The organism is Elusimicrobiota bacterium, from assembly GCA_016218575.1.
GTDB lineage: Bacteria > Elusimicrobiota > Elusimicrobia > UBA1565 > UBA9628 > JACRDN01.
Window position 1 is genome coordinate 36,304 of the sequence record JACRDN010000014.1, and the last position, 23,577, is coordinate 59,880.

General features: G+C 60.5%; 24 protein-coding genes and 3 tRNA genes. 16 read left to right on the forward strand and 11 right to left on the reverse strand.

Features of this window, described 5'->3' with window-relative positions; all coding sequences use genetic code 11:
• The first annotated feature begins 115 nt into the window (after positions 1-115).
• Positions 116-2,878: an AAA family ATPase gene (locus tag HY921_04010; protein ID MBI5630033.1), complete on the forward strand. Its 2,763-nt coding sequence runs from the start codon at positions 116-118 to the stop codon at positions 2,876-2,878.
• An 11-nt stretch (positions 2,879-2,889) separates the two neighbouring features.
• Here the strand turns inward: HY921_04010 and HY921_04015 are convergent, their stop codons facing one another.
• From HY921_04015 to HY921_04035, 5 genes are read right to left on the reverse strand one after another with little or no spacing between them, the layout of a single operon-like run.
• The gene (locus HY921_04015) at positions 2,890-3,675 is read right to left on the reverse strand and encodes a hypothetical protein (GenBank protein MBI5630034.1); all 786 of its coding nucleotides are present in this window, start codon (positions 3,673-3,675) and stop codon (positions 2,890-2,892) included.
• Between the two features lie 33 nt (positions 3,676-3,708).
• On the reverse strand, positions 3,709-5,256 hold the full coding sequence (locus HY921_04020) for a DGQHR domain-containing protein (protein MBI5630035.1): 1,548 nt from the start codon (positions 5,254-5,256) through the stop codon (positions 3,709-3,711).
• Positions 5,257-5,263: 7 nt separating this feature from the next.
• Complete coding sequence (locus HY921_04025; protein ID MBI5630036.1) at positions 5,264-5,878, reverse strand: restriction endonuclease; 615 nt, start codon at positions 5,876-5,878, stop codon at positions 5,264-5,266.
• Positions 5,875-6,897, reverse strand: coding sequence for a site-specific DNA-methyltransferase (locus tag HY921_04030; GenBank protein ID MBI5630037.1), 1,023 nt, complete (start codon positions 6,895-6,897; stop codon positions 5,875-5,877). The genes HY921_04025 and HY921_04030 overlap by 4 nt, the downstream gene beginning before the upstream one ends.
• Positions 6,890-7,072: a MerR family DNA-binding transcriptional regulator gene (locus tag HY921_04035; protein MBI5630038.1), complete on the reverse strand. Its 183-nt coding sequence runs from the start codon at positions 7,070-7,072 to the stop codon at positions 6,890-6,892. Before HY921_04035 ends, HY921_04030 begins: the two co-directional genes overlap by 8 nt.
• Before the next feature lie 173 nt (positions 7,073-7,245).
• On the opposite strand from HY921_04035, the gene HY921_04040 reads away from it, so the two are divergent.
• The 3 genes from HY921_04040 (at position 7,246) to HY921_04050 (ending at position 11,110) form a co-directional block, all read left to right on the forward strand.
• Positions 7,246-7,977 carry a hypothetical protein gene (locus HY921_04040; protein MBI5630039.1) on the forward strand — a complete coding sequence of 244 codons (732 nt, stop codon included), beginning with the start codon at positions 7,246-7,248 and terminating at the stop codon, positions 7,975-7,977.
• A gap of 286 nt (positions 7,978-8,263) precedes the next feature.
• Positions 8,264-9,172 carry a replication-relaxation family protein gene (locus HY921_04045; protein MBI5630040.1) on the forward strand — a complete coding sequence of 303 codons (909 nt, stop codon included), beginning with the start codon at positions 8,264-8,266 and terminating at the stop codon, positions 9,170-9,172.
• A gap of 303 nt (positions 9,173-9,475) precedes the next feature.
• Positions 9,476-11,110, forward strand: coding sequence for a recombinase family protein (locus HY921_04050; GenBank protein MBI5630041.1), 1,635 nt, complete (start codon positions 9,476-9,478; stop codon positions 11,108-11,110).
• On the opposite strand, the gene HY921_04055 is transcribed toward HY921_04050, so the two are convergent.
• Positions 11,089-11,167 (reverse strand) — tRNA-Asp (locus tag HY921_04055). The two genes, HY921_04050 and HY921_04055, sit on opposite strands and share 22 nt — an antisense overlap.
• A gap of 80 nt (positions 11,168-11,247) precedes the next feature.
• Between HY921_04055 and HY921_04060 the strand changes: the two genes are divergently transcribed.
• Positions 11,248-11,319 (forward strand) — tRNA-Val (locus HY921_04060).
• A 42-nt stretch (positions 11,320-11,361) separates the two neighbouring features.
• Here HY921_04060 and HY921_04065 read toward each other — a convergent pair.
• Positions 11,362-11,565, reverse strand: a complete 204-nt coding sequence (locus HY921_04065; protein ID MBI5630042.1) for a hypothetical protein — start codon at positions 11,563-11,565, stop codon at positions 11,362-11,364.
• A 146-nt stretch (positions 11,566-11,711) separates the two neighbouring features.
• Here HY921_04065 and HY921_04070 point away from each other — a divergent pair, with 146 nt between their 5' ends.
• The 3 genes from HY921_04070 to HY921_04080 are packed head-to-tail and all read left to right on the forward strand — an operon-like array spanning position 11,712 to position 13,358.
• Positions 11,712-11,915 carry a cold shock domain-containing protein gene (locus HY921_04070; GenBank protein ID MBI5630043.1) on the forward strand — a complete coding sequence of 68 codons (204 nt, stop codon included), beginning with the start codon at positions 11,712-11,714 and terminating at the stop codon, positions 11,913-11,915.
• A gap of 60 nt (positions 11,916-11,975) precedes the next feature.
• Positions 11,976-12,896: a YegS/Rv2252/BmrU family lipid kinase gene (locus tag HY921_04075; GenBank protein MBI5630044.1), complete on the forward strand. Its 921-nt coding sequence runs from the start codon at positions 11,976-11,978 to the stop codon at positions 12,894-12,896.
• A gap of 42 nt (positions 12,897-12,938) precedes the next feature.
• Entirely contained in the window at positions 12,939-13,358 is a 420-nt protein-coding gene (locus HY921_04080) for a PilZ domain-containing protein (GenBank protein ID MBI5630045.1), read from the forward strand.
• A 12-nt stretch (positions 13,359-13,370) separates the two neighbouring features.
• Here the strand turns inward: HY921_04080 and HY921_04085 are convergent, their stop codons facing one another.
• Positions 13,371-13,856 (reverse strand): hypothetical protein, encoded by a 486-nt coding sequence (locus HY921_04085; protein MBI5630046.1) that lies wholly within the window; start codon positions 13,854-13,856, stop codon positions 13,371-13,373.
• Between the two features lie 96 nt (positions 13,857-13,952).
• The gene (locus tag HY921_04090; GenBank protein ID MBI5630047.1) at positions 13,953-14,177 is read right to left on the reverse strand and encodes a hypothetical protein; all 225 of its coding nucleotides are present in this window, start codon (positions 14,175-14,177) and stop codon (positions 13,953-13,955) included.
• 113 nt (positions 14,178-14,290) lie between these two features.
• Here HY921_04090 and HY921_04095 point away from each other — a divergent pair, with 113 nt between their 5' ends.
• Complete coding sequence (locus HY921_04095) at positions 14,291-15,469, forward strand: C40 family peptidase (protein ID MBI5630048.1); 1,179 nt, start codon at positions 14,291-14,293, stop codon at positions 15,467-15,469.
• A gap of 3 nt (positions 15,470-15,472) precedes the next feature.
• On the opposite strand, the gene HY921_04100 is transcribed toward HY921_04095, so the two are convergent.
• A tRNA-Phe gene (locus tag HY921_04100) sits at positions 15,473-15,544 on the reverse strand.
• Between the two features lie 55 nt (positions 15,545-15,599).
• On the reverse strand, positions 15,600-16,457 hold the full coding sequence (locus HY921_04105) for a methyltransferase domain-containing protein (GenBank protein ID MBI5630049.1): 858 nt from the start codon (positions 16,455-16,457) through the stop codon (positions 15,600-15,602).
• 32 nt (positions 16,458-16,489) lie between these two features.
• On the opposite strand from HY921_04105, the gene HY921_04110 reads away from it, so the two are divergent.
• From HY921_04110 to dnaJ, 7 genes are all read left to right on the forward strand, one after another.
• Entirely contained in the window at positions 16,490-17,545 is a 1,056-nt protein-coding gene (locus HY921_04110) for a glycosyltransferase family 9 protein (GenBank protein ID MBI5630050.1), read from the forward strand.
• A complete protein-coding gene (locus HY921_04115) occupies positions 17,542-18,258 on the forward strand; it encodes a polyprenol monophosphomannose synthase (protein MBI5630051.1) in 717 nt (238 codons plus the stop codon). Before HY921_04110 ends, HY921_04115 begins: the two co-directional genes overlap by 4 nt.
• Positions 18,259-18,296: 38 nt before the next feature.
• The gene (locus HY921_04120) at positions 18,297-18,911 is read left to right on the forward strand and encodes an ATP-dependent Clp protease proteolytic subunit (protein ID MBI5630052.1); all 615 of its coding nucleotides are present in this window, start codon (positions 18,297-18,299) and stop codon (positions 18,909-18,911) included.
• A gap of 94 nt (positions 18,912-19,005) precedes the next feature.
• Positions 19,006-20,109, forward strand: a complete 1,104-nt coding sequence (gene hrcA, locus HY921_04125) for a heat-inducible transcription repressor HrcA (protein MBI5630053.1) — start codon at positions 19,006-19,008, stop codon at positions 20,107-20,109.
• Positions 20,102-20,572, forward strand: a complete 471-nt coding sequence (locus HY921_04130) for a nucleotide exchange factor GrpE (protein MBI5630054.1) — start codon at positions 20,102-20,104, stop codon at positions 20,570-20,572. Before hrcA ends, HY921_04130 begins: the two co-directional genes overlap by 8 nt.
• A 12-nt stretch (positions 20,573-20,584) precedes the next feature.
• Positions 20,585-22,420, forward strand: coding sequence for a molecular chaperone DnaK (gene dnaK / locus HY921_04135; GenBank protein MBI5630055.1), 1,836 nt, complete (start codon positions 20,585-20,587; stop codon positions 22,418-22,420).
• A gap of 8 nt (positions 22,421-22,428) precedes the next feature.
• Positions 22,429-23,574, forward strand: coding sequence for a molecular chaperone DnaJ (dnaJ, locus tag HY921_04140; protein ID MBI5630056.1), 1,146 nt, complete (start codon positions 22,429-22,431; stop codon positions 23,572-23,574).
• The last annotated feature ends 3 nt before the right edge of the window (positions 23,575-23,577 follow it).

A 23,577-nucleotide genomic window follows, 5' to 3' on the forward strand; every position in this document is an offset into this window, starting at 1 on the left:
CGGCGTGTTCGAGCAAGGCCGCCCGACTCGCCGCTCACCTTCGACCTGGACTTTCAGCCCCGGCCCCAGCGGCCCCTCCGGCGCCTTCATGGGATAGGCGAGAGGAGCAGCAGCAGTGGCGAAGAAAGAAACGGCAGAAACCCCGACAGACCCCAGCCAGGCGATACTTTCTAAGGCCAAGGACTGGCCTGATTGGCAGCGCGACGCGCTTCGCCGTCTCGCGGAACTGGGCTCTCTGCGCGACGCGGACCGAGCGGACATGCTCGCGGCGATCAAGTTCAAGCACGTCCTCACCACCACCCCGCCGCCTGAAGCAAAACCACTCGGCGCCGAGCACCTCACGAACACGGCCGCGAACCAACCCCGCCTCTCGATCGAAGCCCTGAGCGAAGCGGAGAACGTCAACCTGCTGAAGCCTGGGGAGAAGCTGGATTTCAAGTCGGACGGCATCACGCTCATCTACGGGGGCAACGGCAGCGGTAAGTCGGGATACACCCGCATCTTCAAGAAGGCGTGCGCCGCACGAAGCGCCGAGGACATCCTCGCGAACGTGTTCGACCCGAACTACAAGACTAAGTCTGCGGCAACTGCGAGGTTCAATATAGCCGAGACGGCCGGGATGACGAAGACCGAGGAGTCCCTGACCTGGGCCGCGAACGCTGCGTCTCCTGCCAAGCTCAGGCAGGTGCGGGTCTTTGATCGAAAGGCAGCCGCGATCTACGTCGAGGGCCCTGCCGCTCTGGCGTATGTTCCTTACAACCTTGACCTCTTCGATAAGCTCGCCGATGAGTGCGCCCGGCTGACGGAGACCCTCAAATCCGAGGCCAACGCCGCCGATGCCGCCTATTCGACATTGACGACCAGCGTGCCCGCGCGGGGCTCGGCCCAGATCAATGCCCGCACGATCACGGCGACGACCACCCAGGCCGCGATCGACGCAATGGCGAAGTGGAATCCCCAGGACGAGGCGCGGCTAGCCGAGGCCACCGATCTGCTCGAAAGACCGACCAAAGCGGTCGCCGAGGTGCGGGCCAAGAAGACTCGCTGCGATGGCCTGCTCAGCCGTATCAACCGCCTGGAGGTAGGGCTCTCCAAAGCCAAACTCGACGACCTCGAAGCCCGCCAAACTTTGGTGCGGGACACTCAGGCAGCGTCGGCGGCAACGTCCAAGGATTCGTTTTCACAGGATGCCGAGCTACTCCCGGGCGTCGGCGGCGGGCCATGGCGAGAGCTTTGGAAGGCGGCCCGCTCATACTCGACGCAGGCCGCCTACCCGGGCACAGACTTCCCGGTCACGGCCGAGACGGGAGGCAAGGAGCCACGGTGCGTCCTGTGCCACCAGCCGCTTTCCGAGGACGCCTGCGGCCGGTTGAAGGGCTTCGAGGAGTTCGTGCGTGGGGATGTTGCGAACCGCGCCGCCGAGGCCGAGACAAAACTTGCCGAGGCCATGCGGGCCATCGACGCACTCTCTCCGGCTCTATCGACCGAGGACGAGGCGCTCTTGGGCGAGTTGAAGACGGACGCGCCTGAGACCGCGGCCAAGGTCTCAAAGTTCTTCGCCGAGGCCACGACGCGCAAGAACGACATCACCAACTCCGCCATTTTGGGCGATCTCATGACCATCGCGGCCGAGCCGACGCCCTGCTCGGCGGAGCTGAAGAAACTGGTCGACGCCCTGGACGCCAAGATCAGGGAGATCGAGGCCTCATTGACGCCCGAGACGAAAAAGGCGCTCAGGCATGAGCAGGCTGATCTCGTGACCAAAAAGACCCTGGCCGAGCACAAGCCGACCCTTCAGCAGCTGATCGAGAATCGGCTTCTCAAGAAGAAACTCGACGAGTGCATCAAGGACGTCGGCACGAAGGCCATTACGGATGCCAAGGCGAAGCTCAATCAACTCTTCGTCGACGACCTCTTCAAGGCAACGCTCAAGACCGAGCTTGAAGCGATCAGGGTCAGCCGCACCGTCACCCTCGACTTCAAGGTCACCAAGGGCATCGCGTATCAGCGCGCCGTCTTCGGGGATTCCGCTTTCCCCAACCTTGATCAGGTCCTAAGCGAGGGCGAGCACCGTGCTGTCGCCATCGCCTGCTTCCTGGCCGAAGCCAAGATGCTCGGAGACCACCAGCCGCTTGTGATCGACGACCCGGTGTCCTCGCTCGACCACGAGAGGCGTCTCAGGGTCACGAAGCGCTTGGTGGCCGAGGCGAAGAAACGTCAGGTCGTGATCTTCACGCACGACATGGTCTTTTGGGCTGAGGTGGAACGGGAGGCGCAAGAGGCTCAAGTGCCGCTACTCGTCAAAGACGTGCGGACGGAAGGAGGACTCTGCGGCAAGGTCGGTGAAGGCGACACCCCCTGGATCAACCTCAGCGTCCCGCTGAAGCTGAAGTATTTGGAGGACAAGCTCCTCCCAGACCTCAAGAACTTCGACTCAAAATCCCAAGAATTCGAGGACCGCGCTCGCCTAATCGGCGAGAAGCTGCGTGAGACATGGGAACGTCTGGTCGAGGAGGGCATCTTGCAGAGCACGGTGGTCCGCTTCCGCCACAGCGTAGAAACGCAGCGCCTGGACATGGTCCAGGTTTTGGATGAAGATTGGGAGAAGGTCTACAAAGGGGTGTCTCGCACGTCAGGCTGGTCCCACGACAACGCGCGTGCGACGGCGGCGCCGCCACCAGAGATCGACGACCTGAAGAAGGAGGTCGAAGAGATCAGGACGCTCTCCAAGAAGCTTAAGAAGGATGGCGAAAAGTTACGAGCGGCCAGGCGGGCGCGTCTCGAAAGTCCCGGTGTAGGCACCGTGATCGCGACCGTGGGCCCCTCTGGGGATGGGGACAAGGCTGATGGCGCGACGGCGTCCGGAGCGAGCCACTGACAGCAAGCGAGTCAGACGGCGAACCTTGAGAAGACGGATCGATTCCGAAAGGTAGTCCTTGGGATATTGCAGTTCTTATAGAACGCGAGCTGTCGGCTGAACCGGCCTTCAGACCCATCAAGACGGAAATAGCCGATGCCAAAGGAGGTCCCGCCGGCTCGAAAACTTCGCTGCGCGAGCTGCTGGCACATCCTCAAGATTCGGAAAGCTTCTTCTTCATCGCGACAGGCGTCAAAGGGAGAGAGATTTAACCTGCCGAGCGCCTCATTGGCGAGGTAGTTCCCAACTCCGGTCGTGGAGCCATGTCGAAGAAGCCACGTGATGCGAGGCGACGACCGGATTCCCTTTAGGGCGGAGAGGTCCTGGGCGAGGTTTCTTTTGCTGCGGAGAAATAGTCCGCGGTTTGGATCAAACCCGCCTAGTGCCCCTGGACTTGAAGGCAGTGCTGCGCGCACGCGCGAGAACCGACGGAAGTCCAGGAAAGAGCAATTACTCTTACCCCATGAAAGGGTCATGAGATTGTGCTCCCGATGCCTCTTTGGGATGTTCCCGATCCGGAACTGTCCCGTCATGCCCAGGTGGACCGATACGGCCGTAGTGCCAGAGCGGAGTATCAGCGCCTTGGCCAAGGACGATATTTGAGTGCGCCGCCCCACCATGCTACGCAGCGCTCTTCGGGTTTCAGGAGGGAGAATCTTTGGGAGAAGGCTGCTTCCCATGCAAAAAGATGCCCCATCTAACCGCCGACCGTGAGCAATGCGAGCGAGATCGGAAGCGAGGACAGCGACCTCAGGCATTTCTGGCATGGGGGCGCGGTCCTTTTCTGCGACCTACTCTTGGAATCCAGGATGCTTTTTTCTGATTGCGGCGACCAGGTCTCGGTGGAACGTCTTCCAGCCCTGAGAGGCGGTGTAATTTTGTCGCAGCTTGCTGGACTCCCAGGTTTTCCACTCGGTCTTGAGGGGCTGGAGGTAGCTTTTGATCGTATCGTGGTCGAGCGTGCCGCCGTGAGTGCGCAGCATCGATTTGAGAAGCTTGAGGAAGGCAGATATCCCGCGATTGGTGGCAATGATGTATCGATCCGGATCATTCCACTCGGTCTTGAAGATGCTCTGGATCGTTGAGAAGTACGTCCGAAGTGCCGTTACGTATTCGTCGGCGGTGTTCGCCACATAATATTTTCTGAGCAATCCGCGCGGCCCCAAAAGGCCCTTAAGATCATAGCCCGCAAAGCCCTTGAGGGTGATCCGTTGGTCGCCAATGTCCAGAAGTCGCACGGTCTTTTTGAAGGGTGTCGCTTTGTTGAGTTCCACGACGACGCGAATGGCCATCAGTTCGTTGTCTGCTTGGCAAAGCACATCATCCTTCGTGTACTTCAGATAGGCGACAAGATTGGCATCCATCCGCCGAGAATTATCGTTGATGGCGATGAAGGCATCCCGCTTGCGAGTATCATCCAGCTCTCTCAGGCCAGTTACCAAGACGTTATAGTTCTTGTGCACTTTCTCCTGGCAATGGCTGAACCCAAAAATCCGGTGCTGGCCATCGATAATTTCCATCGAGGCATATTCGAGTGGAATATTTAAGGCGACGAGACGGGCGTCGCTCCTTGAAAAGCTAACCCGAGCATTGTGTTCGTCGCGGAAGGTGTCTACATCCCTGAGATTCTGGACGGTAACATTTGGACCGAGGTGCAAGACCACATTCGTCGGGAGCATCGAGTCGCTCTGCGAGAGGAACTTTGCCACGCCAGGAAGCCGTTTTGCGCCCAGCATCCGTTGATAGGCTTTGGCGTCCCCCTGAGCGCGGCGGAAAATCGCGCAGGTCTTCAGAAGCTTCTCGGCCGGAATCGAGAAGCTGAAGAGCTCGGTCGCCGACTTGCTGGTAGGTTGGGCGAGCCGAATTGCCGGTACGGTCAAAATCGTTTTTTCTTCTCGGGTTCGGATGCCCAGCGAATGGATGATTTCAAAGCGGGCCCACTTACCGATAGCATCCGTGATCGCCTCGTAGTATTCCAACTCATCAAGGCCCCAGGCAGTATCACCGTTGTCGCGGGCGAACTTCTTGTCCTGGGCCGATATTTCGTGTTCCGTGGATACGAAGAGAACTGCATCGGCCTTTAACTTCTTCTTGATGAAGTCGTAGTCGTGAACGTGCGTCGAGAAGGATTCCTTGAGTTCCTTGCGGGCCTTGTTCCAGCCGACGATTGAGATATCAAGATCCTCATCGGTCGCGAAGAGGTCTACGGTCCTCTTCTTGCCTTTGATTTCAGCGATTTTCTCGGCGGGGTCGCTGGAGTTGGGCTGCGTCGTGAACCCAGCCTTGGAGAAAAGCTGCCAAACCCGTCGATTTAGGGCGGCGCCCTTGTCAGCTGCCATGACGAAATTACGGGGCGACGCCGAGGATCAGCAGGGGGACGGGAGGGTTCCCGCGACCGTGGCGGTAAACATTATGAACTTCCTTCTCAAACCAGGGCGGTCCGGAGGACATGTCCTTCTGCATGGACTTCATGGGGACGATTTCGACCCCGACGTCTATTATTCCGCCGCTGTAGAAGGATAGATGTTTGACGAAAAGGTCGTAGGTCACCGAGAAATACTTGCCCATCTGCACTTCAACGGCAACCTTGTTCTTCACGAAATCAGTCTGATTGAATGAATAGAGCTTTTCCTGGCCAATCGAATCTAGATATTTCCCCTGAGCCTTGAAGTCCATCGGCTCAAGAATTTCAGCTATCTTTCGATCGGCGGAAACATAGAATTGGCGTCTGCTCTCCTGCCAGCCATCGGCATTGAACAAGCGAGCGTACTCCTTGTTCAGGGCCTTGGGATTCCACATTGCCTTCCCTTCTTTGCGGCCCTTCTCCTTGCTAATTTTGGTCCTGAACTGAAGGGCGTCGACGGCTGCGATCACATCCAGGACCTTCTTGTAGAGGGTCTTGTGGTGAACGAGGAGATACTCTTCGCCATTTAAGTGCGAGTACTTGCCTAGCACCTTCATGCGTGGACCAATTCTTTTCCTACGCCGTTCCTGGAGCCTCGCCGGGAATCCAGGAGAACGAGTTGGTCATGATTCCCGTTCGTATAAGTCGTGCCTTTCGAGGCCCCATTCCCATTGACCTTCTTCGGGTCATATACGGGGCGATCCATCGGGCGGGTACGAAGTTGGCCGGCTGCGGCGAGGGCGACGCGCTGCTTGGCGACCTTGAGGTACTCAGGCATGATCTCCGCCCCCACCGCCTTGCGCCGGTGAAGCACCGCCGCGACGGCGGTAGTCCCTACGCCCATAAAGGGGTCGAGGACTCGGTGGCCGGGAGCCGTGGTGGCAAGGACGAGGCGCTCGACGAGTTCGACGGGAAACTGGCAGGGGTGAATAGTCTTCTCTACGTGGTTATGCTTGACGTTCGGGATAACCCAAACGTCGCCTGGATTCTTCCCGAGCGGATTGCAGGACAACTGGCCTGCTTTCGGCCCCTTGAAGTGCTTCTTGTTGGGATACTTCTGCGGGATTCGGACCGGATCCAGATTGAAGGTGTGCTTATCGGACTTCGTAAACCAGGAGATCGTCTCGTGCCGCCCCGAGAAGCGCTTGGAGCAGTGTAGGCCATGCTCAAAGTGCCAAACGATCCGATTCCGCATCTTGAGGCCTAAGTTCTTAAAGATCGAGTAGAGCGGAATGTCGAGGGGAACGATTTCGTCCTTGCCGACGTAATTTCCAACCTGCCAGCAGATACTCCCCGTATCCGCTAGGACGCGGACGCACTCGCGGATGACGACCTCTTGTTGGGCTAGATAACGCTCAAGGGGGGCGCGCTTCTCGTAGGACTTGCCGATGTTGTACGGCGGCGAGGTCACCACAAGCTGGACGGACTTGTCCGGGATCGAGGCCAGCAGATCAAGGCAGTTGCCCTGGAACAGGGCAACGTCGGCGCTCCGCGAAAAGGTCGAGGAGATCTCGAGCGACTTCGACTCCCGCACAACCGCATGGCCGTTCCGATAAGGTTTGCGATACTTAGCCATTGATCTTCTCCAAGAGTCGGCCGAGCGCCTTGCGATCATAGAGCCGGTAGCCATTGATGGGGTGGCGTCGGCTCTCAAGCCTTCCTGTATTGTCCCAGCGGCGAAGCGTGATGGGTGAGACCCCAAGGACCTCCGCAGCTTGCTTGACGGTCAGGTACTCTTGAAATGTCTTCATGTTAACCTTGTTCAAGGTTGCTCATTGTACCGCTTCGACATATATCCGTCAAATTCCACGACGAAGCCGTTGTTTTGGACTCTCGGCCACCGCCCCAAGGGACTTAGTGCCTCGGGAGGAGGAGAAGATTTCGCTTGACATATATTACAGCGATAGTGTATCTTTAACGGTTCATGGCCAAGGCCCCCTTGATCGATCACGAAGACCTGCCGGTCAGGTCGGCGAAGACCTTCTTCATCGACAGGACTTCCTCCGAGCGCAGAAGCCTCAGCGGTTACCGGGATCGGTTCGTGATGCAGACGGACGACTTCATCGAGTTCTTCAACAATTCCTATTCGCTCAAGGGCAAGGACCAACTGACTCGGCGCACGCTTCTATTCTACGGCTCGCCGCAGCTCCGGCTCTTGCCCCGGCCGGTCTATCGGAACCGCCACACCGGCTACTATATCTTTCCGGACCACTACCGCCGCTTGGCCATTATCTGGACCCTGCGGCAGAAGTTCTTTTTCCCCTTGGAGCTGATCAAGGTCCTGCTCCGGGGCATCCCGGAGGAGAGCTACGATCTGATCGAGGGCTGGTGGGGTTCGGGGGAAGATTTGCTGGACATGATCCCGCTCCTCAAGGCCGGCTTCACGGAGCAGGACGTCGACAATTACCGGGCCTGCAAGGGGCTGCTGCGGGCCGATGCGGCCCATCCGGAGCCGGAGCAATTGGCTCGCGAATCCAAGTTCAAGGCGCGGATCTTGGAGCAGCTCGCGGAGGATTATCAGGGGGTCAAAGACTGGATTTCGTCGGGTCGGGGCGTGAGATTTCTTCAGGCTTTGAGCAAAGCCAGAAAGGCGCATCCGCAACTTCAAGAGCGGCTGGCGAAGCTCAAGAAAGCCGGAGCGGGAGCGGGCGGCTAGGAGGACTTTTTTTGATCCGAGTATTACAGTGTAGATGTAGTATTAAACGTCAGACCCCACCAACACCCTGTCCAACGACCCTTCTAACGGGTCTGACAGGGTGCTGGACAGGGATGCGATTTGAGAAAGCGATTGATTTTGCTGCCCAAAGTCGCCCGCCTCGAATCGCGAGAGGCCGCGATTCGCTTCCCGACCCCACCCCCACTACGACGAGAGGCGTGGTGGTGGGGTCGGGAAGGCGGCGGGCTGGGGGCAGCAAAATCAGGGGAGGTGAATGGATATAAAGATGAGGTGGATCAGGAGGGGTTTGAGGTTGGAAGAACGGGACTATTCGGTGCTCTTTGCTCTGGAGAAGTGGGGCGTTTTGGGCCAGGGGCAACTGGATGGGCTGGCATTCCGCAGGGACATTTCCCAGGTGGAAAGGGTGCGGCTTTTCTTCAACGACACGAAGCGGAGCGACTATTGGCTGGGGGCTTACAAGCGGCTTTGGAAGCTGGAGAGGGCGGGATTTGTCCGGAGCGAAACCCGGCAGATCGGCCAACGCAAGCTCTATTTCTTGACCGGCAAAGGGCATCAGCGGCTCAGGTGGGAGGGCCGGGCGGCGATGCTTCGCTACCGCAAGGGACTGGCGTCAATCTGGCTTCGCCATGAGCTGGCGGTCAACGCGGTCGGGCTCATTGTGTCGGAACTGCTGGGCTTCGAGGTCACGACGGCTCGGGAACGGTACGCGAGGAACCGAATACCCTTCCGCAAGCTGGCGGAGTACCGGCTCACCATGGCCGACCTGTGGATCCCGGACGCGGCGCAGCCCAAGGTGATCGAGGTGGAACTGGGCCAGAAGTCGGAGAAACGCTACGAGGAGATATGGGCGGCGTACCGGCGCGGCCTGCCGAAGGGCAGCATCCTGCTATACCTGGTCGGCTGGCCTCGTGGCGTCGAGTGCCTGCTCAAGCATGCGCGCCGGTACGGGCACCCCTACATTCATGTGGCGCACCTGCGGGATTTCCGGCGCTATCTTGGGCGGTGCGCGTTCACCGGCTGGAGCCCGCAGGGCGGGTATAGCCAGTTCCTTCTCAAGAGATTGAATGACGCGCCGGCCGTCCCGGCCGAGATCGTAGAAGCATGGATTCGTGAGGATAGTAAGGAGTTTAGGATGGCCCCAGCCGTCGCAAGGGAGGTGAATGCGGGCGCGTAGTCCGGCGTCCACCATGAAGAGAAGTCGCACGGTCGCAAGGGTTCCGCCCCTGTCGTCTGAACGCGGAGGGTAACCCCCAAGCCCATGAAGCGGGGAGGTTCGTATAGATACCCAGATGCAGTGGTCGGAGAAGTGGCCGGTCGGCGCTCAGGGAGGCAGCGCGGAGGAAGGGCTTAGGATACTCGCTCGGATTATCGGGCGGAAGATGCTCAAGGAGCGGATGCTGGCGAAAGGGGCTCAAGCGGACAAGACGCCGAGCAACTCTGTCGTGGGTTGGGCGTAAGAATAGGAGGGAGACTAAACATGAACGATCAAATCAGAAGCGACGGGACGACGCGGGCGGCGCTGTATGCCCGGGTCTCATCGGAACGGCAGGCGGACAAGGACCTCTCCATCCCGGCCCAACTCAAGGCGCTGAGGGATTACGCGGTCCGGAGAGGCTGGGCGATCCATACGGAGTACGTGGACGAGGCCCGAAGCGCGAGGACGGCGGACCGGCCGAAGTTCCAGGAGATGATCTCGGCGGCGAAGCAGAAGCAGCCGCCTTTCAACACCATCTTGGTCTGGAAGCTCTCCCGGTTCGCGCGCAACCGCGAAGACTCGATCATCTACAAGAAGCTCCTGCGCAAGCACGGGGTAGACGTGGTCTCGATCAACGAGCAGATCGACGACAGCCCGTCCGGGAAGCTCTTGGAGGGAATCATCGAGGTGATCGACGAGTTCTACTCGGCCAACCTCTCGCATGACACCATCCGGGGCATGAAGGAGAACGCGCGGCGCGGCTTCCTGAATGGGAGCATCCCGCCCTTTGGCTTCACCAAGGTGAAGCTGCGGGTCGGAAACGCGGACAAGTGGAAGCTCGAGCCCGATCCCAAGGAGGTCCCGGTCGTCAGGCGGATCTTCAAGATGTGCCTCGCCGGGAACGGCGCGAAGGAGATCGCGCGGGCCCTCAACGGCGAGGGGTTGCGAACGCGGCGCGGCAGAAAGTGGGAGATCAACGCGATCCACTACATCCTGCGCAACGAGACGACGACCGGGGTCCTGATCTTCAATCGCGTCAGCAAGAACTCGGTCAAGGCGGTGGAGCGGCCGGAGGACCAGATGATCCGGGTCGAGATGGCCCACCCGGCGATCATCGAGCGGGAGGTGTTCGAGCGGGCCCAACAGCTCATCAAGTCGCGTAGCCCCCGGCGCGTGCATCCCCGGACCGTGACCAGCAATTACCTGCTGAGCGGCTTCCTGTTCTGCGGCAAGTGCGGGGCGAACATGGCGGGCTGCGCGGCGAAAAGCTCGCGGTTCTTCTACTACACCTGTCACAACAAGGTTCGGCGCGGCGAGCACGGCTGCAACGCGCCGCTTATCAACCGCGAGAAGATCGAGCGCTCCATAGTCGCGCAGCTCAAGCTGCGGGTCCTTACCGAGGAGAACCTGAGCAAGCTCATTCGCCTGATCAACGAGGACGTGAGCCAAGGAAAGAGCCAGGTCGAGGACCAGCTAGAGGAGAAGGACGGCCAGATCGAGGTCTTCAACGGCCGGCTGGACAAGCTCTACGCGGCACTGGAGACCGGCAAGCTGGACATGGACGACCTCGCGCCTCGCATCAAGGAGCTGCGCGGCCAGATAGAGGCCCTGAAGACCGCCAGGATCGACCTGGAGCTGCAAAGAGCGTCCGAGACCATCCAGGCGAACAAGGCCCAGGTGAAGGCCTACTCGGATGATCTCCACGCGCTCCTGGAGGACGGCTCCGTGTTCGAGCGGAAGTCTTTCCTACGCACGTTCATCAAGCGGATCGACTTGGACAAGCCCAACGGCGGGACCATCGAGTACACGCTGCCGCTCGTGCCCCTAAACAGAAGTGACCGCCCGAATGAGACGGGCGGTCACTCTGCTGAGGAGGTTCTATCTTTCAGACAAACTGGCGGGGTCGACGGGATTTGAACCCGCGGTCTCCGCCTTGACAGGGCGGCGTGTTAGGCCAGGCTACACCACGACCCCAGAAATTAGGAAAAAGAATTATACAAAATTGGAGGCGCTTTCGGAGCGGCGGCGGCGCTAAAGTTGTAGAATCTCGATCCGGGCCGTTAGCTCAGCGGTAGAGCGCTCGCCTTACACGCGATAGGTCGCAGGTTCGAATCCTGCACGGCCCAATCCTTCCGAGAGACACAGCCAGGACGGGATCACGGCGGCGCTCAATTATCGCTTTTAAGCAAAGTTTGGAGCTCGGCTTGGGCGCTGGAGAGGTTTTCCTCGGCCGCGGCCAGGAATTTCTTGGCATAGATGAGCTGGATGTCGCCGGGTTTGTAGTAGGGGATTTCGAACTTCAAGGTCTCTATGCTCTGCTCGAGCCCCATGATCAGCCTCTGAAGGTAGTCCTTGCGGTCGGCGGCGGGCATAGCGGCTATTTTGGCTCATTTGGGAGAGGGGGGTCAAATTAGATCTTGCAAAGCATGCCATTCATGCTATAATCAACAGAGGCCTCAGGGCCTTGCCGCCGAAGTCAGGCGGAGAATGCTTAAAGAATAAAGAGGATAGTATTAGAATGCCAACAGGAAAAGTGAAGTGGTTCAATGATCAGAAGGGTTATGGTTTCATTACTCCGGATGATGGTTCGAAGGATTTGTTCGTCCATCATTCCGCAATCATGGGTGAGGGATTCAAGACCCTGGCTGAGAATCAAGCGGTTGAATTTGAGGTTCAGGAGTCCGACAAAGGTCCCAGGGCTGCCAACGTTAAGAAGCTCTAACCGCGTACAAGACCGTAAAAACGAAGCCCGCCTTGCGGCGGGCTTCGCGTTTTATAGGCTGTGAAAATTCTCTTTCTAATCAATCCCGCCGCGGGCCATGGCCGGGCCCGAGGGCGCTGGGAAGCGGTTTCCCCCCGGATCCTCGAGGCGCACCCCGCCTCCGAGTATTGGATCGCGTCCAGCCCCGGCCAAGTCCGGGCCATGGTCCAAGACGGGCTTCGTGCCGGCTTTGATCTCCTGCTGGCCGTGGGCGGGGACGGCACGCTTGGGGAGGCGGTGGACGGATTCTTGAGCGCTCCGGCCTCCGAGCGCGGGCAAGCGGGCTTGGGTACCTGGCCCGCGGGTTCCGGCTGCGACACGGCCCGGCATTTCGGCATAAAACCCACCGCCGAGGCCCTGCTGACCCTCCTGGATCGGCCGCGCCTGCGCTTGGTGGACGCGGGAGTGTGTGAATTCTCGGACTTGGAGGGGCAAAGACGCCGCCGCCACTTCGTCAATGTCGCCGGTTGGGGCTTGGCCGGCGAGGTGGCGGTCCGGGTCGGCGCGGCGGGCAAGCCCTGGGGCGGAACCTTGAGCTATTTCGCGGCCTCGCTCGGAGCCTTGCTTGGCTCCAGGCCTCGCCCCATGGACCTGGTGATTGACGGAATTGCCCAGCCTCGCGATCTTTACCATTTGGCATTTCTTGCCAACACCAGCGCCGTGGGCGGGGGCATGAAGGTGGCTCCCGGGGCTGATCCCCAGGACGGTCTCCTCGACTTTGTGGCCGTGGAGGGGATTTCGCGCCTCGAGCTGCTGCGGAGATTTCCCTCCGTCTACTCCGGAAGGCATCTGGGCTCCGCAGGGGTCTTGTACCGGCGGGTCCGCCGCCTGGAGGCTTCCTCTCCGGAGAGGGTTTTCCTCAACCTTGACGGAGAAGCCGTCGGGGTTCTGCCGGCGCGCTTGGAGGCCTTGCCCTCCTGTCTGCCTTTTCTTTGGCCCTAAGTTTTGCTTGACCTCATCTGGGCATTCTGTTATTCTGTGCCTGTGAAATTCCTCGATTTCATCACGCGCTTTCGCAGATATCCCGAACCCTCCAAGAGCGAGTCTTCCGCTCAAGAACGGCGGCGCAGTCCGCGCTTGCGTCCTCCGAATCTATTGGACGTCTATTTCTGGGCCGACACCGACGTGCGCTACGGGGACGGGCAATTGGAGGACATCTCGACGCTGGGGGTTCTCTTTGCTTCTGAGCACGAGGTGCTGGCGGGGACTTTGATCAAGCTCAAGATCCATTTCCCGTATGCCTTTCGCCTCAAGGAATCCCTCAAGATGCAGGCCCGGGTGATGCGCTGCTCCAAGCTTAAATCCCAGAAGCGCTACAGGATTGCCTGCGAACTCGACCCGTTAGACGAAGAGTCTTCGGCCAAGCTCAAGGACTTCATGGGCTGGATCAAGGATAATCCTTGATCCCCCTCGGCGTTATTGTATAGCTAGGACGGAATCGCGGCCCTTGCGCCGCTGGTCTATCAGGCTGTGGAAATACGCTATCTGCCTGGGGGTGGCGCCCCTTTCGACCAATCTGTCGGCGGTCTGAAGAGTCATCTCTTCCAATTTATGACCACGGCCGCCATCGAAAGGATTGGCCGCGTCCGCCACTGCAGCGGCGAGCCTTTTTAGTTCTTCGCGCGTGACAGAGCTTTCCGGCTCCATGGCGCGAGGCCTGAATATTCTGAAGACGAAGTTCGAGAGAGGGCGAAGCAAATGGTGTCCAGTTAGCGAGCGAATGGGTTGAGCGGGTGCCTTGGCCTCGGCGTTTTTTCCCGCATCCGTGGCCGCGCCAACAGCCATCTCAATGGACGCGATCCGAACTGGGTTTTTGCCTTGAGGCTGCGGACCCTGCGCGGAGAAGCTCGGCATGGCAAGAGAGACGAGGGTGGCGAGAAGGGCGTGGTGTAGATGTTTCATGGGAGTAGCCTCCAAGTAAATTATAGGCCGAGGAGGCGTGCCCGGCCTGGGCCTTAAGGGGAAGGCCCAGTAGGCATTGGGCCTAGGCCGAAGGGCCTACTTTTCCCAGGGGATGTTTTGCTGGGGCGGCTCGGAGGCCTTCTGCGGCTGGAGCTTGACGCCTCCTTCGGAGAGAAAAACCAGGGCCTTAACGTCCTTCTTGAGGGCTTCAAGGGATTTGAGGCGCTCCGTGATCTCGATGATTTTTCCGTGGATGATCCATAAGGTGGCCAGAACCACGATCGAGGCGAAGGCTCCCACGAATATGAAGAAGTCGTTCACGGCATGAAATTATAGCCCATTTGACGGGAAAATCAAGAGTAGGTCCAAAGTCCTAGGGCTTCCTGGGTCTCCCGACCCTGTTGCGGCCGCTCCGGGAGGACTACACTATTCCCATGAAAAATCTGATTCTCTCCAGTTTTATCGGTTTGGCGGGAACGGGTCTCGTCCAGGGACAAACCCCTGCCGATCCTCCCGAAGTCGCCCCGGCCGTCAGCGGTTCAGGGCAAGCATGGGAGGAGGGCGTCAGGTTCATCAGCCAGGCGTGGACGGATGTCCTTAGCGCCGTCACTCTCATGGACTCTCCGGCCGAGGGGGGCCAGGCGCCGGTCAATTTAGAGGTGGCCGGCATCGAGACCCCGGCCGCGCCGCAGGACTTGATCGCTTTCGATACCCAGGAAAGCGGCTCCGATTCGGCGGACGCCATGATGAAGCTTACCCAGAAGATGAAGAGCGTCGGGAAAACGTATTTTCTACCCTTGCCGGTCCCCGAATTCGTGGGCCTGGCCAAGGGAGACCGGGACAAAAAGCCCCACGGCCCGGTCAGCCGCGTCAAATGGGCCCTGAAACAATGGAACGGCCGATTGCCGCTTCACCAAAATTCCAACTGGGGAGTTTATGACGAGGATCTGGTCATGGCCTTGACCTTGTTCAAGGCGGTTTACGGTCTGGGGCAGGACGGCCACTCCATCGACTCGCAAACCGCCGCCTATTTAGGAAGCTTGGAAAGCAAGTCTTTCGCCAAGCTTTCGCTTCCCCCAAAGAGTATAGGCCAGAGCGTGCTTTATGCCGCTTCGCAATTCCTCGGCGTGCCCTACATTTTAGGGGGGGACGGAAGAAAATCCACGGACTGCGCCATGCTGACAAGGATGGCCGTTATTTGCGCGCTCCCTCATATGGGCGCCGCCAATCTGATTGGCGCGAACTTTACCCGTATGGCGGATATCCAATATCAGATGGCGAAAGGGAACATTTTACTCTCCCTGCGCAAGGGAAGCGGGAATCCGAAGGGAGGTCCCAAGCCGGGTGATTTGGTATTTTTCAATAATCCCACCAGCCAATCTGGAGAAGCCGTTGATGGGGTGACGCATGTCGGGCTTTACGTGGGTCAAGGAGGGCTAAAAACCGGCGGCTACATCTTGGTGGCTTCTTACAGTCGAGGCCAGGTGATTCTTGATCGCATGACGGAGGAGGACTATCTTTACGGTTATATCGTGGGCTACGGCTACATCCCCGAGTTCAAGATTATGGCCGTGAGGAAGAAATCCCCCAAGGCCCAGCCCGGGCGCAAATAAAAATGGCGAGGGACAGGATCGAACTGTCGACACCCGGTTTTTCAGACCGGTGCTCTACCACTGAGCTACCTCGCCGGTAAAAAGAGAAAATACCATATTTAGGCGATTTTCCGCCACAGCTGCGGCGGGGCTATATCTTGACCGCCTTGGCCATCACGAATTCGTAGGGGATGAAGAGGCCCTCGGCGGCCAGGTGGGCCGCGGCCAGGCGGAACACCTCGGCGCGAATGGCGGCCTGGGTCTCGGCCGGCAGGCTCTCTAGCATTAGGCGCGTGCGGCCGCCTCCCTGGGTCATGGTGTCCCAGTAGTGCTCTATCCCGTCGAAGCGAAAGGTCCCCGCCAGGCGGCTTGCGGATATCCGGGCAAGCCCCGCCTTCTTGAACGCGGCCTCGAGCGCTCCCTCCGCGCCGAAGGCGTAGAGGCTGGGCGCACCGGGGAGCTTGAGTTGGGGGGCTTGCTCGGTCATGGCCTTCATGACGAGCCCGGTCAAGAGCATCCTCTCGCGCAGGCCTTGGACCATGCAGGCGACCGAGCCTCCGGGCTTGGCCACTCGGACGATCTCGGAGAGGGCCCTGTCGGGCCTTGAGAAAAGCATGAGCCCGAGCTGGCAGATTACGGCGTCAAACGAGTCGTTTGGAAGAGCCAGTTCTTCCGCGTTCATTTCCTCGAAATCAATGAAGTCAAGGAGGAGCTCCTTGGCCCTCTTGCGCGCGAGCTTGAGCATTCCCGGGGCCAGGTCCACCCCCAGTATCCGTCCGGCGTCGCCGACTTCCTTGGCCGCCGCCAGCGATGCCGCCCCCGAGCCGCAGGCCACGTCCAGGATGCGTTGTCCGGGACTCAACTCCGCGTAGGCGATGAAGGCCTGGGTGATGGGGCGGAAGTAGCGGGAGCTGACAAGGTCATAGGACGCCGCGACCTGGCTCCATGATTTGCGCGACTGCCGGGTGTAGCCTGCGAAATCGAAATCCGTCTCGGCCTGTTGAGCCATGCGTCGATTATATACAATTAACGCTGGCTTCCATGGACATATTGATAGTTAAGCTGTCCGCGTTGGGGGATGTCCTGCGCACGACCTCCCTTCTCAAGCCCCTCCATCGCCGCTACCCGGGGTGCCGCATCGCTTGGGCGACAGCGGCCGGGGCCAAGGCGCTCATCGAGGGCAATCCCTGGATCGAGCGCGTCCTGAGCTTTGAAGAGGCCGCCGAGGACGGCCTCAACGGAAAATTCGACCTGGTCCTGAGCCTCGAGGAAAGCGATGCTGCCGCGGCCCTGGCGCGCGCGGCCTGCCGGGGCGAGCTCGTGGGCGTGGTTCCGGGCCTCGGCTACACTCCCTCGAGCGCCCCCTATTACGACATGAGCCTTCTTCACAAGGACTTGGACGGGGGCCATTCGGCGGCCGACCGCCTCAAGTCCCGCAACTTGGCTTCCTATGCCAAGTTGTGGCTGGACATTCTGGGCCTGCCCCTGCCGGATAGCGCCGCGGACTCGAGGCCCATCCTGGTTCTGCGCGACGAGGACCGGCGCGCGGCGAGGGACTTGGCGGCGCGGCACGGGCTTGCCGCGGGGGCGGCGCCCATCGGGATCAACACCGGCTCGGGCCGGCGCTGGCCTTCAAAGCAGCTTTCTTGCGAGCGCACCGCCGCCTTGGCCGAGGCTCTGCATCGGCGCTTCAAGCGCCCTATTTTGCTGCTGGGAGGCCCGGACGAGGAAGGGCGCAATCGGGAAATAATGGAGCGGAGCCCCGCCGCCTTGATCGACGCCGGCACAGGGCACGGCGTCCGGGCCTTCGCCGCCATCGTGGAATCATGCGGCCTCATCGTGACCTCGGACACGCTGTGCTTCCACGCCGCGACCGCGCTCGAAAGGCCCGTGATCGTCTTCACGGGGCCGAGCTCCGCCTCGGAGCTTGACGCGTTCGGCCTGGGGCGCAAGCTGTCCCCGGACCCTGCCTGCTCCTGCTTCTACCGGCCGCGCTGCGGCCGCGCCAAGCCCTGTCTCGAGGACATGCCCGTGGAGGACTTTCTCTCCGCGGCGGAGGCTCTGCTGGGGGCCGGAATGGGCGTCCCTGTCCAATGAGCCCGCGGATACTGGTCATGCTCCCCACCTACAACGAGCGGGAGAATATCCTGCCCTTGCTCGATAGGATTTTCGGCCTGGGCCTGGGCTTGGAAGCGGTGGTCGTGGACGACAAGAGCCCGGACGGAACGGGAGAGCTCGTGAGAAACATGGCCCGCCGCCGTCCAGGGCTGCACTTGATCGAGAGGCCCGGCCCGCGGGGCCGGGGGCTGGCGGGCCGGGAGGGTTATCTCTTCGCCCTGAGCCGGGGAGTCGACTATTTGGTCGAGATGGACGCGGATTTCTCCCATGAGCCGCGGCATATCCCCGAGCTCCTTGCCGCGGTTGAGCACTGCGACGTGGTCCTGGGGTCGCGCTTCGTCCCGGGCGGCGGGGATGCCGAAAGATCCTGGAGGCGGAGGGTTCTCACGCGCGCGGCCAACGCCTATGCCCGGCTCCTGCTCGGTCTGGAGGCGGCCGACTGCAATTCGGGCTTCCGCTGCTTCTCGCGCCGGGCCCTCCAAGGCATCCATCCCGAAACCATGAGCTCCCGCGGGCCATCCATCGTGCACGAGGCCCTTTACCGCGCCCATGCTGCCGGGCTGCGGATCAAGGAAGTCCCGATCGAGTTCGCCGAGCGCAGGGCCGGAGCCACCAAGCTCGACCTGGCGCGGCTCTTGAGCGGATTATGGTGGATCGCCAGGCTGCGCCTTCTTGGTTTTAAGGCGAATTGACCTAAAAACGGGAAATATGTTTCGATAGGAGGATGAACATCATACCTCAAGTCATCGAGCGGGCCACTCAGGGCGCGGTAGTTGGTTACGACATCTATTCGCGGTTGCTCAAGGACCGCATCATTTTCGTCGGGGGCTACGAGGGGGAGTTCACCACGGATTCCGCCAACATCCTCATCGCCCAGCTCCTCTATCTGGAGTCCGACGACAGCACCAAGGACATCAATCTCTACATCAACTCTCCCGGGGGCATGGTCACTGCGGGCCTGGCGGTCTACGACACCATGCAATACATCAAGTCGCCCATCACCACCATCTGCATGGGCATGGCCATGTCTTTCGGCGCCGTGATCCTCGCGGCCGGAACCCGGGGCAGGCGTTTCGCCCTGCCCCAGTCGCGTATCATGATCCACCAGCCCTTGGTGGGGGGGATCTCGGGACAAGCCACCGATATCGTGGTGGAGGCCAAGGAGATGGCCTACACCCGGACTACCCTGGAGAAGATCATGGCCAAGCACACCGGCCAACCCATGGAGAAGATCACGCGCGACATGGAGCGCAACTATTACATGTCCGCCGACGAGGCCAAGACCTACGGCATCATCGACGAAGTCATCGTCGGCCACAAGCTCAAAGAGCTGGTCCACCGTTAGGGCCTTAGTTCTCCGCCGTTCCCGTTTGACAGGGGAGGGGCCTTAGGCTATAATATTAGCAGTCGAACTATTTAACTGCTAATTTAGAAACCCGATGCGCCAGCTCAAGCCGGAAGTCGTCGAAGAGCGCAAAAAAAGCCTGCTCCAGTGGGTGATTCATTATTACATCAAGCATTCCCGGCCCGTGTCCTCCTCCGTGATCGCAGACGAGGCTGGGATGAATCTCTCCAGCGCCACGATCCGCAGCATTCTACAGGAGCTGGAGGAGGAGGGCTATCTCTTCCATCCCCATACCTCGGCGGGACGCGAGCCGACGGACAAGGGGTACCGGTTTTACGTGGATTACTTGATCGACGTCCAGCGACTGGCCTCCGACGAGAAGGAGAAGCTCGAGAGGCAATACCGCAATCGCATCGAGGAAATGGACACCTTGTTTTCGGAGACATCGAAACTCCTCTCCAAGATCTCCCACGGGGCGGGCCTGGTGCTCTCGCCCAAGATGCGCAACCACGCCTTGAAGCGCCTGGAGCTTATCCATCTAGGCGGACGCAACGTGCTCGGCATCCTCGTGACGGAGGCGGGCATGGTCCGGCATTGGCCCATCCAGGTGGCATTCGCCCCTTCGGCGCGGCAGATCAACATGCTCAACCGCTTCTTGAACGACAATATCAAGGGCTGCAGCGTCCAGGAAGCCCAGGCCGCGGTGATGGCCAAGCTCGCGCAAATGGAGACGGAGTTCCGGGAGCTCACGGCCTTGGCCGGGGAGCTTCTGAAGGAAGTCGGGCATGTCATTGTTCCAGAGGCTCTTTATGTGGAAGGCGCCGACAATATCCTGAGCCAAGCCGAGGATCTGGGGGACTTCCATACTTTGCAATCTTTGCTCAGGGTGATCTCGGAAAAGGAGGCCCTGGCCGGGCTTATGGAGGAGGAGCTTTCCCACCGCCTTAAGGAGGAGAAGGGGCTGGGAAAGCCCTTGCAGTCGCGCGTGCGCATCGGACAAGAGAGCGGCATCCCCGAGCTCGGGCCCTTCAGCCTCGTCACCACGACCTACGAGCATAAGGGCCGGATCATGGGGGTGTTAGGCATTCTCGGATCCAAGCGCATGGAGTATTCGCGCATGATGAGTCTTGTCGAGTATATGAGCGACATCGTCTCGCGCAAGATACAGTCCTGGGACGTGGAGAGCGGCGATGACTGATCCAGCCCAGGCCAAGCCGGAGGCCGCGCCCAAGGCCGATTATTACGACCAGCTCATAAGGCTCAAGGCCGAATTCGAGAATTACCGCAAGAGGGTGGATCGGGAGAAGCCCGAGTTCTACCGCCTGGGCAGGGCCGAGGTCCTCTTGAAGCTGCTCCCGATCTACGACCTCCTCCAACGGGCGCACGAACAGGTCCAGGCCCAAACCGAACTCGCCAAGGGGATGGAGGGGATTTTCAAGGAGTTCGAGAAGATTTTTAAGGAAGAAGGCGTGGCGGCCATGGACCCGGTCGGGAAGCCCTACGACAGCTATCAGCACGAGGTCCTGGGCGCGGTGGAGCGGGAAGACTTGGAGGAGGGCACGGTCGTGGACGTTCTCCAGGCCGGCTTCATGCTCCAGGACAAGGTGCTCCGTCCGGCCAAGGTCCGCATCGCCAAGAATAAGGAGACCCCCGCAACGTAGCAGGAGGAGACAATGAGCAAGATCATAGGCATTGATTTGGGAACTTCAAACACGGCCGCGGCCGTGATGGAGGGTGGAAAGTCCACCATCATCCCGTCGGCGGAGGGGACCTCCATCGGCGGCAAGGCCTTCCCGTCCTACGTGGCTTTCGCCAAGGACGGCCAGCTCTTGGTGGGCGAGCCCGCTCGGCGCCAGGCCGTGGCCAACCCGGAAGGGACCTTCATGGCCTTCAAGCGCAAGATGGGAACCGACCACAAGTACCGCTTCCAGGGCAAGGAGTACACGCCCCAGCAACTCTCGGCCTTCCTCCTGCAGAAGGTCAGGCGCGACGCCGAGGCCTTCCTGGGAGACAAGGTCGAGAAGGCCGTGATCACCGTCCCGGCCTACTTCAACGACAACCAGCGCCAGGCCACAAAGGACGCGGGGACCATCGCGGGCCTGGAGGTGGTGCGCATCATCAACGAGCCCACCGCGGCGTGCCTGGCCTACGGCGTGGACAAGAAGGGTAAGGACGAGAAGATCATGGTCTTCGATCTAGGCGGCGGCACCCTTGACGTTACCATCATGGACTTCGGGGGCGGGGTTTTCGAGGTCGTGTCGACCTCCGGCGACACCCAGCTCGGCGGCACCGATATGGACAATGCCTTGATCGACTTCATCGCCGGGGAGTTCAAGAAGGAGACCGGCGTGGACGTGCGCAAGGACCCCATGGCCATGCAGCGCGTGCGCGAGGCCTCCGAGAAGGCCAAGATCGAGCTTTCCTCGACCTTTGAGACGGACTTGAACCTGCCGTATCTCACCGCGGTGGACAATGTTCCCAAGCACCTGGCCCTGAAGCTGACCCGGGCCAAGCTCGAGTCCTTGGTGGAGCCCATCGTCAAGCGCTGCAAGCACTCCATCGACCAGGCCTTGAACGACGCCAAGCTCAGGACCTCGGACGTCACCAAGATCATCCTGGTCGGAGGCCCCACCCGCATGCCCATCGTCCAGAAGTTCGTGGAGGACTACGTGGGCAAGAAGGTGGAGCGCGGCGTCGACCCCATGGAGTGCGTGGCCACCGGAGCCGGCATCCAGGCGGCGGTGCTCACGGGAGAGGTGAAGGACGTGCTCCTTCTAGATGTGACTCCGCTGACTTTGGGTATTGAAACCTTGGGGGGTGTCATGACGCCTCTCATCGAACGCAACACCACGATTCCGGTCGAGAAATCCCAGACCTTCTCGACGGCGGCCGACAATCAGCCGGCCGTCACCATCCACGTCCTGCAGGGCGAGCGCCCGCGGGCGGGGGACAACGTCTCTCTCGGGAAGTTCGACTTGGACGGGATTCCGCCGGCTCCCCGCGGCGTGCCCCAGATCAAGGTCAGCTTCTCCATAGATGCCAACGGCATCCTGAGCGTCAAGGCAGAGGACTTGGGCACCAAGAAGGCCCAGCATATCACGATCACGGCCCCCAACAAGCTCAACAAGGAGGATGTCGAGAAGTACGTCAAGGAGGCGGAGAAGTTTTCCGACGAGGATAAGAAGTTCAAGGAGAAGGTCGCGGCCAAGAACGAGGCGGACTCGGTGCTTTTCACCTCCGAAAAGGCCTTGAAGGAGCATGGCGACAAGGTGCCCCAGGAGGATCGGGCCTCCATCGACCGCGGGATCTCAGAGCTCAAGGAGGCTCTCAAGGGAGAGGATCTCGAGCGCATCAACAAGGCCAAGGAGGAGCTTTTGAAGGCCTCCCACAAACTCGCCGAGGAGATATACAAGTCCGAGGCGGCCAAGGCCCAGACCGCGGGAGCGGCCAAGGGCAAGGGAGAGGGCGTGGTGGACGCGGAAGTGGTGGACGATGAGAAGAAGGACTAAATCACTAGATGCCTGACGATTACTACAGTTTGCTGGGCGTTCCCCGCAACGCCTCGGAGGCGGAAATCAAGTCCGCCTACCGAAAGCTCGCCATGAAGTACCACCCGGACCGCAACCCCGGCAACAAGGATGCGGAGGAGAGCTTCCGAAGAATCAACTCGGCCTATGAGACGCTCTCCGACCCCAAGAAGAGACAGCTCTACGACCATTACGGAGAAGCCGGCGTTTCCGGCGCGGCCGGGGCGGGGCAGGGCTTCGGCGGGGCCAACCCCTTCGGGACCGGTGGCGTGGACGTGGGCGAGGTCTTCGGGGATCTTTTCGAGAGCTTTTTCGGCGAGGGGGGCGGAGGCCGGCGCGGCGGCCCGCGGCGCGGCAAGGACCTCAAGTACGAGGTAGAGCTGTCCCTTGAGGAGGCCTACCACGGCGCCCAGGTTCCCTTGAAGTTCGAGCGCATAGAAGCCTGCGCCACTTGCCGGGGAAGCGGGGCCAAGGGAGCTTCTGGGACCAAGCGCTGTCCTTACTGTCGCGGCACCGGGCGCGTGCAGTTTTCCCAGGGGTTCTTTACCATGACCCAGACCTGCAGCCACTGCGGTGGGGAAGGCCAGGTGGTGGATAATCCCTGCAAGGACTGCCGCGGGACTGGCTGGGCGCGCCGGCAAGCGAGCCTCACCGTCAAGATTCCTCCCGGAATCTACGAGGGCGCCACGCTGCGCATCTCCGGGGAGGGCGAGGCGGGGGGCCGCGGCGGCCCGCCCGGGGACCTCTATGTCCTCGTCCATTTAAAACCAGACCCGCGCTTTGAACGCAAGGAGGACGACCTCGTCACCGAGTCCTCGGTGGACATCGCCCACGCGGCCTTGGGAACGACCTTCGAGATCATGGGATTGGACGGGGAGCGCACCAAGATCAAGGTGCCCGCCGGGGTGCAGCATGGGGCTATGCTCCGCGTGCGAGACAAGGGCATGCCCAAGCTCCACGGCCGAGGCCACGGCGACCTCCTGGTCAAGATCAAGGTTTCCGTGCCCAAGGATCTCACTCCTCATCAAAAACAGCTTCTCGAGGATTTCGCCAAGAGCCTGCGCGAGGACGGCGAGTCGAGCCCCTCCGATGGTAGGCAGGAAGGGATTTTTAAGAAAATTTTCGGGACGGACTAAGGC